Source organism: Micromonospora sp. NPDC048930, from assembly GCF_043197935.1.
Taxonomy (GTDB): Bacteria; Actinomycetota; Actinomycetes; order Mycobacteriales; family Micromonosporaceae; genus Micromonospora.
The window spans coordinates 107,520-119,060 of sequence record NZ_JBICUB010000018.1; the positions used below are offsets into that span (position 1 = coordinate 107,520).

The 11,541-nt window shown below is 72.4% G+C and carries 8 protein-coding genes; 2 read left to right on the forward strand and 6 right to left on the reverse strand.

Features of this window, described 5'->3' with window-relative positions:
• Positions 1-187: 187 nt before the first annotated feature.
• Complete coding sequence (secA, locus tag ACGFI9_RS32165; protein WP_393184005.1) at positions 188-3,085, reverse strand: preprotein translocase subunit SecA; 2,898 nt, start codon at positions 3,083-3,085, stop codon at positions 188-190.
• A gap of 168 nt (positions 3,086-3,253) precedes the next feature.
• Here secA and ACGFI9_RS32170 point away from each other — a divergent pair, with 168 nt between their 5' ends.
• Positions 3,254-4,411, forward strand: a complete 1,158-nt coding sequence (locus ACGFI9_RS32170; RefSeq protein ID WP_393184007.1) for a GNAT family N-acetyltransferase — start codon at positions 3,254-3,256, stop codon at positions 4,409-4,411.
• The gene (locus ACGFI9_RS32175) at positions 4,408-5,517 is read left to right on the forward strand and encodes a GNAT family N-acetyltransferase (RefSeq protein ID WP_393184009.1); all 1,110 of its coding nucleotides are present in this window, start codon (positions 4,408-4,410) and stop codon (positions 5,515-5,517) included. The genes ACGFI9_RS32170 and ACGFI9_RS32175 overlap by 4 nt, the downstream gene beginning before the upstream one ends.
• Positions 5,518-5,574: 57 nt before the next feature.
• Here the strand turns inward: ACGFI9_RS32175 and hpf are convergent, their stop codons facing one another.
• The 5 genes from hpf to mtrA all read right to left on the reverse strand — a co-directional run bounded on the left by hpf (position 5,575) and on the right by mtrA (position 11,442).
• Positions 5,575-6,225: a ribosome hibernation-promoting factor, HPF/YfiA family gene (hpf, locus tag ACGFI9_RS32180; protein ID WP_393184011.1), complete on the reverse strand. Its 651-nt coding sequence runs from the start codon at positions 6,223-6,225 to the stop codon at positions 5,575-5,577.
• A 251-nt stretch (positions 6,226-6,476) separates the two neighbouring features.
• On the reverse strand, positions 6,477-7,178 hold the full coding sequence (locus tag ACGFI9_RS32185; RefSeq protein ID WP_393184013.1) for a ComF family protein: 702 nt from the start codon (positions 7,176-7,178) through the stop codon (positions 6,477-6,479).
• A gap of 7 nt (positions 7,179-7,185) precedes the next feature.
• On the reverse strand, positions 7,186-8,994 hold the full coding sequence (locus ACGFI9_RS32190; RefSeq protein ID WP_393184015.1) for an LpqB family beta-propeller domain-containing protein: 1,809 nt from the start codon (positions 8,992-8,994) through the stop codon (positions 7,186-7,188).
• Complete coding sequence (gene mtrB / locus ACGFI9_RS32195; protein WP_393184022.1) at positions 8,991-10,673, reverse strand: MtrAB system histidine kinase MtrB; 1,683 nt, start codon at positions 10,671-10,673, stop codon at positions 8,991-8,993. Before mtrB ends, ACGFI9_RS32190 begins: the two co-directional genes overlap by 4 nt.
• A 79-nt stretch (positions 10,674-10,752) precedes the next feature.
• Entirely contained in the window at positions 10,753-11,442 is a 690-nt protein-coding gene (gene mtrA, locus ACGFI9_RS32200) for an MtrAB system response regulator MtrA (protein WP_091670731.1), read from the reverse strand.
• Between the last annotated feature and the right edge of the window lie 99 nt (positions 11,443-11,541).

An 11,541-nucleotide genomic window follows, 5' to 3' on the forward strand; every position in this document is an offset into this window, starting at 1 on the left:
CGTGCTCCATCCAGGATGTAGTGGCATCGGAGCGAAGCCGACACCACTCGATCCAGGATCGAGCGCGATCTTGGGAGGTCCACCCGAGGTCTGCGCCGGACCCGACGCCCGAGGCCGTGCTCATCCGGGGAATGGGGACGGGCCCCGGCCTGTCGGCCGGGGCCCGTCGTCGCTGGTGCGGGCGGGGTCAGTTGCCGCCGTTGGGGGCGCCGTGGCAGCGCTTGTACTTCCGGCCCGATCCGCAGGGGCAGGGCGCGTTGCGGGACGGGCCCTCCCCGGAGTCCACCTGGCCCGGGGCGGCGCGGCGGGCGGTACTGGCCGCGAGGGCCTGGCCGCTCATCCCGGCCGGCGCGCGGCGCGGACCCGAGGCGGCGGGGCGCTCGGACTCGCTCCCGACGCCGAGGGCCGGCGCCTGCTGCTCGGTGCGCTCGACGACCGGGGCACCCCGGCCGGCCTCGCCGTCCACCGCGGGAGCGGAGTATTGCAGGCCCTGCTGCTGCGGCGCGCGGTTGAGGCCCTTGGCGCGGATCTCCACCGGCTTCTCCAGCAGCTGCACCTCCTCGGCCTCCGGCTCCGGCTCCTGGACCTGCACCTCCAGGTTGTAGAGGAAGCCGACCGTCTCCTCCTTGATGCCGTCCATCATGGTGGCGAACATGTCGAAGCCCTCGCGCTGGTACTCGATGACCGGGTCGCGCTGGGCGTACGCCCGCAGGCTGATGCCCTCCTGGAGGTAGTCCATCTCGTAGAGGTGCTCGCGCCACTTGCGGTCGATCACCTGGAGCAGGACCATCCGCTCGAGCTGGCGTACCGCGTCCTCGCCGAGCTGCTCCTCGCGCCGGTCGTACGCGGCGTGCGCGTCCTCCTTGAGGCGGGCGAGCAGGAAGTCCTGGTCGAGACCGGCCCGGGAGCCGACCTCCTCCTCCAGCTCGTCGACGGTGACGCCCACCGGGTAGAGCTGCTTGAGGCTGGACCAGAGCTGGTCGAGGTCCCAGTCCTCGGCGTAGCCCTCGCTGGTGGCGCCCACCACGTACGCGGAGACCACGTCGTCGATCATGTTGCGGACCTGGTCGGAGAGGTCCTCGCCGTTGAGCACCCGGAGGCGCTCGGCGTAGATCACCTGGCGCTGCTTGTTGAGCACCTCGTCGTACTTCAGGACGTTCTTCCGGATCTCGGCGTTCTGGCCCTCGATCTGGGCCTGCGCGCTCTTGATCTGGCGGGTGACCATCTTCGACTCGATCGGCACGTCCTCCGGGATGTTGAAGCGGTCCATCACCGCCTCGACCGCGCCGGCCCGGAAGCGCTTCATCAGCTCGTCCTGGAGGGACAGGTAGAAGCGGGACTCGCCCGGGTCACCCTGCCGGCCGGCACGACCACGCAGCTGGTTGTCGATCCGGCGCGACTCGTGCCGCTCGGTGCCCAGCACGTAGAGCCCGCCGGCGGCGGCGACCTCCTCCGCCTCGACGTCGCAGGCCTGCTTCCACTTGGGCAGGACCTCCTCCATCGCCTTGGCGTACTCCTCCGGCTGCTCGACCGGGTCGAGGCCGCGCTGGCGGAGCTCGTTGGCGGCGAGGAACTCGGGGTTGCCGCCGAGCAGGATGTCCGTACCGCGGCCGGCCATGTTGGTGGCGACGGTGACCGCGCCCTTGCGCCCGGCCTGGGCGACGATCTCCGCCTCCTTGGCGTGGAACTTCGCGTTCAGCACGGAGTGCGGGATGCCGCGGCGGCGCAGCATGTGGGACAGGATCTCGGAGTTCTCCACCGAGACCGTGCCGACCAGCACCGGCTGGCCCTGCTCGTGCCGCTCGGCGATGTCCTCCACGACCGCGTTGAACTTGGCCTTCTCGGTCTTGTAGATGACGTCGGGCCGGTCCATCCGGACCATCGGCCGGTGCGTCGGGATGGTCACCACGCCGACCTTGTAGACCTTGTTGAACTCGCCCGCCTCGGTCTGGGCGGTACCGGTCATGCCGGAGAGCTTCTCGTACAGGCGGAAGTAGTTCTGGAGGGTGATGGTGGCCAGGGTCTGGTTCTCCTGCTTGATCTCCACCCCCTCCTTGGCCTCGATCGCCTGGTGCATGCCCTCGTTGTAGCGGCGGCCGTGCAGGATGCGGCCGGTGAACTCGTCGACGATCAGGACCTCGCCGTCGCTGACGATGTAGTCCTTGTCGCGCTTGTAGAGCTCCTTGGCCTTGATCGCGTTGTTCAGGTAGCCGACCAGCGGGGTGTTGACCGATTCGTAGAGGTTGTCGATGCCGAGCCGGTCCTCGACCTTGGCGACACCGCGCTCGGTGATCGCGATCGTGCGCTTGGCGTGGTCGACCTCGTAGTCGCCCTCGCCGTCGGTGCCGGGCTGGAGGCGGGCCACCACGGCGGCGAACTCCTGGTACCAACGGGCGGAGTGCTCGGCCGGGCCGGAGATGATCAGCGGGGTCCGGGCCTCGTCGATGAGGATCGAGTCGACCTCGTCGACCACGGCGAAGAAGTGGCCGCGCTGGACCAGTTCCTCCCGCGACCAGGCCATGTTGTCGCGCAGGTAGTCGAAGCCGAACTCGTTGTTGGTGCCGTAGGTGATGTCGCACTCGTACGCGGCGCGGTGCTCGCTGGCCGGCCGGTTGGGCAGCACCACGCCGACGGTCAGGCCGAGGAACTCGTGCACCCGGCCCATCCAGGCGGCGTCCCGCTCGGCCAGGTAGTCGTTCACCGTGACCACGTGCACGCCCTTGCCGGCGAGCGCGTTCAGGTAGACCGGCATGACCGAGGTCAGGGTCTTGCCCTCACCGGTCTTCATCTCGGCGATGTTGCCGAAGTGCAGCGCCGCGCCGCCCATCACCTGGACGTCGTAGGGCCGCTGGCCGAGCACCCGCGAGGCGGCCTCCCGGCACACCGCGAACGCCTCGGGCAGCAGGTCGTCGAGGGTCTCGCCGTCAGCGAGCCGCTCCCTGAACTGCTCGGTCATGCCGCGCAGCTCGTCGTCGCTGAGGTTGACGTAGTCGTCCTCGATCGAGTTGACGGCGGCGGCGATGGCCTTGAGCCGACGCACCATACGGCCCTCGCCCGCGCGAAGGACCTTTTCCAGAATCGACACGGATCAACGCTCCCCTAGACGGTCTCGAACCATCGTAGGCGCTTCACTGCGGCGATGGTCACTGGTGGCGGCGGTCCGGCGCAGGGAACCCGACATAACACCCCGGGTGGCCGCTGAGCGGTCGTTATCCGGTTACGCCCAGCGCGAACGATCCGGCACGATGGCCGAATGGAGCCCGTGGAGATCATCGAGGACGGTCTGCTGCTGCGACCCTGGCGGGCGGAGGACGCCGACGCGGTGTACCGCGCCTGCCAGGATCCGGACATCCAGCGCTGGACCACCGTACCCCGGCCGTATCTGCCCGAGCACGCCCTCGGCTTCGTGACCGGGATCAGCGGGACGGCCTGGACGGAGGGCACCGGCGCGCCGTTCGCGGTCTGCGACGCGGCCACCGGCGAGCTGCTCGCCTCCTGCGGCCTGGTCTCGATCGACCGGGGCCTGGACTCCGGCGAGGTGGGCTACTGGACCGCGCCGTGGGCCCGCGGCCGAGGCGTGGCGGTACGCGCCACCCGGGCGGTCGCCCGCTGGGCCTTCGACGCGCTCAAGCTGCGCCGACTGATCTGGCAGGCCGAGATCGGCAACCACGCCTCCCGACTGGTCGCGCTGCGGGCCGGCTTCCGGATCGAGGGCGAGCTGCGGCTGGCCCAGCCGGCCGTCGACGGCCGCCCGGAGGGCTGGATCGGCTCGCTGTTCCCGAGCGAACTGGCCGCGCCGGGCGAACCCGTGCCGTACGGCCCGGACACCCTGCCGGCCCGGCGGGCCGCCGTCTTCGGCCGGCCGCAGCCCGTCCTCTTCGCCACCGCCGCGGGCACCGAACTGCGGCTGCGCCCGATCGAGGAACGCGACCTCGACGCGATCGTGACCACCTGCCGGGACGAGGAGACCGTCCGCTGGACCACCGTGCCGCACCCGTACCAGCGGGAGCACGCGGAGGGCTTCCTGCGGGACGTGGCGCAGGCGGCGTGGGCCCGGGGCACCGGCGCGAGCTACGTGATCGCCGACCCCGACGACCGGTACGCCGGCTCCATCGACCTGCGGATCTCCCCCGCCAGCCCGCTCGTCGCCGACGTGGGCTTCATGACCGCGCCGTACGCCCGGGGGCGCGGCTGGATGCCGGCTGCGCTGACCGCGCTCGCCGCCTGGGGGTTCACCACGCTCGGCCTGGCCCGGGTCGAGTGGCGGGCGAACGTGGGCAACACCGCCTCCCGGCGGGTGGCCGAGAAGGCCGGCTTCGTCATCGAGGGCACCATCCGCGGCGGCGTCCAGCACCGGGGCGAGCGGCTGGACGCCTGGGTCGGCGGGTTGCTCTCCCGGGACCTGCGGTGACGCCGGAGACCGTCGAGGCGTACGGGGTGCGGCTGCGGCCGTCCCGGCTGACCGACGTGGCGGACACCGTGGCGGCCTGCGCCGATCCGGTCACCCAGCGGTTCATGCCCGGCATGCCCGACCCGTACACCGAGGAGAGCGCACGGTGGTGGATCACCGAGGGCGAGCCCGCGGCCTGGGCCGCCGGCGGCGCGTCGTACGCGATCGCCGACCGGGCCACCGACCGGCTGCTCGGCGCGGTCGGGCTCAGCAACCCGGTGCCGGCGCGCCGGCAGCTGGAGATCGGCTACTGGGTGGCGCCCTGGGCCCGGGGCCGGGGCGTCGCGACCGCCGCCACCCGCGCGCTGGCGGAAGCCGCCTTCGCCGCCGGCACCGCCCGGCTGGAGCTGCTCACCGACCAGGAGAACACCGCGAGCCAGCGGGTCGCGCTGGCCGCCGGCTTCCGGCCCGAGGGGGTACGCCGCTCGGCCGGCACCGCCCGGGACGGCGGCCGGTACGACCTGGCCGCCTGGGTACGCCTCGCCGACGATCCGCCCGGGCCGACCGCCCGGCTGCTGCCGGACCTGCCCGACGGCCGGCTCACCGACGGCGTGGTCACGCTGCGCCGGCTCGGGCCGGCGGACGCCGACCCGCTGCACCGGCTGCACGCACTTCCCGAGGTGGTGGCCAACCGGGTGCCGCCGGTCCCGCCGACCCGCGAGTCGATCGAGCGGCGCTGCCGCCTGGCGGAGAGCCACTGGCTGGCCGGCCGCTCGGCCGACCTCGCCATCCTCGACGCGGCGACCGGCACGGTGGCGGGTGGCTGCGCCCTCGTGTACGACGAACCCGCCACCGGTCAGGCCATGCTCGGCTACAGCCTGCTGCCCGAGGCGCGCGGCCGGGGGCTGGCCACCCGGGCGGTGGAACTGCTGGCCGACTGGGCGTTCGACGTGGGGCTGGCCCGGCTCTGGGCGGGTACCCGGCCGGAGAACGTCGCCTCGCAGCGGGTGTTGGAGAAGGTGGGCTTCCAGCGGGAGGGGCTGCTGCGCGGCCGGCTCCCCGGCCCGGACGGCGCCCGCACCGACTCGTTCAGCTACGGCCTGCTGGCGGCCGACCGCACCCGTTGACGGCGGGAGCCGTGGTGGTGGTCCACCACGGCTCCCGGCCGGTCCGCTCCGGAGTGGTCAGGGTCCGGTGTCGAGCGAGATGATCCCGTAGTCGTAGGCGTGCCGGCGGTAGACGACGCTCGGGCGGCCGGACTCCTTGTCCTGGAACAGGTAGAAGTCGTGGCCGACCAGCTCCATCTGGAAGAGCGCGTCGTCGACGGTCATCGGCTCGGCGGGGTGCACCTTCTCCCGCGCGATGTGCCAGGGCTGGTCGTCGTACTCCTCGTAGACGTCCTCGTCGGGTCGTTCGGCGACGGCCGTGGCCGTCCCGTGGCCGTTCAGCACCGCCAGTCCTGGAGCGTCGAGGTCGGCCACCGGCAGGTCGGCGGTGGCGGCGGCGACGGAGAGCGGCGCGTGCCGCCCACGGTGCACCCGACGCCGGTCGGCCGCCCGGCGGAACCGGGTGTCCAGCTTGGCTATCGCCGCGTCCAGGGCACTGTAGAAATCATTCGTGCAGGCCTCGGCCCGGATCACCGGGCCCCGTGTCACGCAGGTGATTTCCACCCGCTGGCAGTGATCGGCCTGGCGCGGATTGCGCTCGTGGAACAACTCGACGTCCACGCGAATGAGCTTGTGGTCGTAGCGTTCGATCTTCGCGAGCTTTTCGGCTACGTGCACCCGGTAATGGTCCGGCACTTCGACGTTACGGCCCTTGACCACGATGTCCACGTGACCTCCCTTGTTCGGACGGTCGTTCGGTCCAGATCTCTCCGGTCGACGCGCCCTGGGAGTGCCCCGCTCGGCGTCGACCGGTTGTGTACGGCTACGCCTCCTTCCAGTGCCGGGGAAGGTTGAGAGACCTCCTACCCCCGACACGAAAACGCTAACTCCTGTTGGGTCAGCAGTCACCCCTGGTTGTCGAAGCGGGCCGCGAAATTTAACAGGTCATACACCATGGGGTGAAACGGAAACACGAAGCGTCACCGATGGTGCCGCTTTTGCGTTGCGGCGAGCACCGCCGCGACCTTTGGCGGCATTCCCGCCGCGTGCAAGATCCGGCTGATCGCCGCCAGCGTGGCCCCGGTGGTGACGATGTCGTCGAGCAGCACGACCGGCCCCTGCACCGCCCCGCCGCCGGCCCGGCGCAGCCGGAACGCCGCCTCGGCCGCGGCGGCCCGCCCGGCGCTGTCCAGGGCCACCGAGTCCGGCCGGGGCAACGCGCGCAGCGGGCGGGCCACCCGTACCGGCCAGCCGGCGGCGCGCAGCCGGGCCGCCGCGTGCCGGGTGAGCCGGTCCAGGTGGTCGCCGTACCGGGAACGGGCCGCCCGCGCGGTGTCCGGCACCGCCACCAGGGTCACCGGCCCGGCGGTACCCACCGCCGCGGCGACCACCTCGGCGAGCAGCACGCCCAGCGGCCGGGCCAGCCCGTGCCGCCCCCGTTCCTTGTACGCCAGCAGCCCCTCGCGCAGCGGCCCCGCGTACGGGCCGAGGGCCACGCAGGGCGGCAGGTCGGGCGGGGGCGGATCCGGGCGGGTCGGCGCGGGACGCAGCGATTCCAGCTCACCGACACAGCGCGGGCAGAAGCCCTGCCGCAGGCCCGGCGCCCGTTCCCCGCAGCCGGCGCACCCGGCCGGCAGCACCAGGTCGGTCAGGTCCGACCAGAGCCCGCCCAGGTCCCGCACCGGCGCCTCAGTAGTAGAAGAAGGGGGCGGTGGGGTTGGCCGTCCGGTTGCCGGCCGGCGGGGTCGGCACGTCCTTCACCTGTTCCCGCTTGATGTTCTCGACCGGGTTGTTCTTGTAGGCCGCCCTGTTCGCCTCGTACATGTAGGAGATGGCGGGCAGCCCGCCGCCGACCGGCCCCGGGTAGGCGGCCAGCTGGGTCACCTCGGCGCCGATGTCCTCCTCGAGCTTGGTCCCCAGGGCACCGTCGACCGTGGTCTGGTAGATCGCCGGCCGGTTCCCCTCGTAGCCGGCGAAGACCAGTTGGTTCTCCCCGATCCAGTCGACGGCGGTGGGGCGGCTGAGCCTGGTGACCAGCCGGCGCGGCTGACCGACGCCGACCTGGCTCCCGTCCACGCTCACCGCCGCGACGTACAGGGCGCCGTTGACGACCAGCGCGATCCGGTGGCCCTCGAGCGAGCCGGCGACCGCGGTGACCTTTCCGGAGATGGTCAGCGGGACCGGTCGCATCCCGGCCGCCCCGTCGAACAGGTAGAGCCGGCCGTCGGCCACCACCAGCCCGGCCGGGTTGTCGGAGTCGAGCGAGCGGAGCCAGGTCGGGCGCCCGATGGCGCCGTACGCCTCCGTGCTGTCGTTGAACACGGTGACCGGTCCCGGGCCGGAGCCCACCCGGAGCACCTGCTTCCGGTCCGAGCGGGTGACCACCAGGGCGGCCAGCACCTTGTCGCCGGCGGAGCGGTTGAGCGACGCCGAGACGACGTTCCGGTTCTTGGCCGCCGCCACGGGCACCGGCCCGCTCGTTTCGCCAACGACGTTCAGCGGATGGATCGCGCCGTCGTAGACGCCGAACCGCTCCGGCTTCCCCCCGACCGGGTACGCCGGGTGCGCCGCCCGCTCCTGCTTCAGGTCGACGGTCAGCCGCTTCTGGTTCTGGATCTTCAGATCGAGCTGGCCGGTCAGCTCGGGCAGCGACCAGGCGAGCTGGGTGGCGAGCTGGGCCAGATTGCTCTCGGTGGCGCCGGGCATGTTCAGGTTGATCTCCCAGCGCCCGTCCGAGCCGGTGGCGTTGTTGATCGGCGTGGTGTTGTCGGGCAGCTTGCTCACCGCCCGGGCCAGCCAGTCCGACGGCCCGCCGGTGAGCCACTTCACCACCTCGGTGACCCGCCGCTCCGCGGGCACCGCCGCGGGCAGGTACCGCTGGTCGGGCACCAGCCGGGTCAGGTCCGAGTTCCAGAAGTAGATGGTGTGCGCGCCGTAGTAGCGCCACAGCGCGTCGTCGCTGGCCAGCAGCACGTTCGGCAGCTCGTAGATCCGCAGCTCCGGCCGGTTTTGCGCGACCGGACGCAACCGGAACACGTACTCGGTCTCGCTGGCCGCCGCCGGTCCCAGGGTGCCGTCCGCACGGAGCACCCCGACCTGCTGCACCTTGATGGTGACGGTGCTGGTGCGGTCGTTGTTCGGCGGGGTGACCTCAGGGCGCTCCCGGAGCCGCACCACGGTCAGCTCGATCTCGCTGTTCTGCCTCTTCTCCCGCAGGTCGTCCTTCGCGTCGTCGGCGATGAACTCCTTCGCCCGGGTGTACGCCTGCTCGCGCTCCCCGGCCGCCGCGGCGGCGAGGTAGTTCTCGATGAACGGCGCGGGCTCGTTGCTGTCCGCCGGGGTGGGCGGCTGAGCCCCGCCGCCATTGAGCGAGCCCCGCTCGGCGGCCGGGCCCGCGCCGTCGACCTGGACCTCGGTCTGGTCGGGGATGCCGCAGCCGGCCAACCCGGCGGGCAGCAGCGCCCCGGCCAGCAGGACGGCCAACACCCGGCGCCTCACGACGTCACCTCGGCCTTGCCCTCCACCGGCCCGATGGCCAGTGCCCCGGCCCCGCTGCCCGGACCGATGGCGAGCAGCCCGCCGTCGCGCGGACCGCCGAACGGCAGCGCGGCGTCGGCCGGCACCAGCCGCAGCGGCGAGGTGGTCAGCCGGTCGCCGGCCCGGGCCGGCAGGGTGAGCCGGAACTGGGCGCCCTGGCCGGGCGCGCCCCAGGCCTCCAGCCAGCCGCCGTGCAGCCGGGCGTCCTCCAGGCTGATCGACAGGCCCAGCCCGGTGCCGCCGGTCTGCCGGGCCCGGGACGGGTCGGCCCGCCAGAACCGGTTGAAGACCAGCTTCTCCTCGCCCGGCTTGAGCCCGACGCCGTGGTCCCGCACGGTGATCGCCACCGCGCTCTGGTCCATCCCCAGGGTGATCAGCACCGGCTTGGCCTCGCCGTGCTCGACCGCGTTGCCGACCAGGTTGCGCAGCACCCGCTCGACCCGCCGCGGGTCCACCTCGGCGATCACGGGCGCGTCCGGCACGTCCAGTTCGATGGTCACGCCGACCCGCTCGGCCAGCCCCGCCAGCCGCTCGGCCACCCGGTGCACCACGGGCACCAGATCGGTGGGCTCGGAGTCGAGCACGGCGAAGCCGGCGTCGAAGCGGCTGATCTCCAGCAGGTCGGTGAGCAGCTCCTCGAACCGGTCCAGCTCGGCCTGGAGCAGCTCGGCGCTGCGGGCCACCGCCGGGTCGAACTCGTCCCGCTCGGCGAAGATCAGGTCGGCGGCCATCCGGACCGTGGTCAGCGGGGTCCGCAGCTCGTGCGAGACGTCCGAGGTGAACCGGCGCTGCAACCGGGACATCTCCTCCAGCCGGAGGATCTGCCGTTGCAGGTTGGTCGCCATCTGGTTGAACGAGGCGGCGAGCAGGGCCAGGTCGTCCTCGCCGTTGACCACCATCCGCTGGTCCAGCAGGCCCGCGGAGAGCCGCTGGGCGGTGCGCGCGGCGACCCGGACCGGGGTCACCACCAGCCGGGTGACCAGCGCGGCGAGCAGGCCGAGCAGGAGCACCAGGGCGACGCCGGTGGCCACCACGGTGGCCCGGGCGTCGGCGGCCGTGGCGTCCTGCCGGGCCAGCGGTACGAGGTAGTAGAGCTCCACCTGCCCGAAGTTGGTCGGCACCGGTGAGCCGTACACCAGGTATTTGGTGCGCTCGCCGCCGAGGGCGCCGGTGCCGATCTGGTGGGCGACCTTGCCGCCGGCGACGGTCGCCCGCAGCTCCGGGCTGATCAGCGGGCGCACCTGCACGTTCGGCGAGGTGCGCGGCTCGATGGCCAGGGGGAAGCTGTCCGCGGTGATCGCCACCACCACGCCGCTGGTCTGCGTCGGGTCACCGCCGGCCAGGTAGTTGACCGTGCCGTCGATGGTGTCCTGGAGCTGCGCCTCCTGCGGCGAGTTGTAGAGGCTGAACTGCCCTTGGGCGTACTCGCTGCCGTTCTGCAGCCGCAGCAGGACGTCCGTCTCGGCATTCTCCAGCAGGATGTTGGTGATCTTGTCCGCGATCAGGTACGCGAACCCGCCGACCAGCAGACTGGACGCGACCAGGGTGATGGTCACCACACGCAGCTGGAGGGAGCGCCGCCAGGTCTGGTGCACGCCGCCGGCCAGCCGGGCCGTCCGGCCGGCGAGGACGCGCCACAGCGCCCGCGCGGCGCGCTGCCAGCGGGCCGCGGCGGTCGGGGAGTCGGGGGGCGGGGAGGTCACCACAGTGACCACCAGGCTATCCGGTGCCCGCCTTGTAGCCCACGCCCCGCACGGTGAGGATGATTTCAGGTCGCTCCGGATCCGGCTCGATCTTGGCGCGCAGCCGCTGGACGTGCACGTTGACCAGGCGGGTGTCGGCGGCGTGCCGGTAGCCCCAGACCTGCTCCAGCAGCACCTCGCGGGTGAAGACCTGACGCGGCTTGCGGGCGAGCGCGACCAGCAGGTCGAACTCCAGCGGGGTCAGCTTCACCTCCTCGCCGTCCCGGCTGACCGTGTGCGCCGGCACGTCGATGGTGATCTGGTTGCCCGGTGGGCCGATGGTGAGCAGCTCCGGCGCCACGTCCTCGCCCCGGCGCAGCCGGGCCCGCATCCGCGCCACCAGCTCCTTGGGCTTGAACGGCTTGACCACGTAGTCGTCGGCGCCGGACTCCAGCCCGAGCACCACGTCGACCGTGTCGCTCTTGGCGGTCAGCATGACGATCGGCACGCCGGACTCGGCCCGGATCGCCCGGGCCACGTCGATGCCACTCATCCCGGGCAGCATCAGGTCGAGCAGCACGATGTCGGGCCGACTGTCACGGAACGCGGCCAGTGCCCGTTCCCCGTCCGCGACGAAGGAGGGCACGAAGCCCTCGCTGCGCAGGACGATGCCGAGCATCTCGGCGAGCGCGGGGTCGTCGTCGACCACCAGTACCCGGGCTCTCATGGGGTTTAGAGCGACCGGCAATAGGCGTCACCTGAGTCGGCGGGTTGTCGGCCGGGTGTCCCAGCGGTAAAGCGTGCGGGCTCGTTGGATGAGTTGACG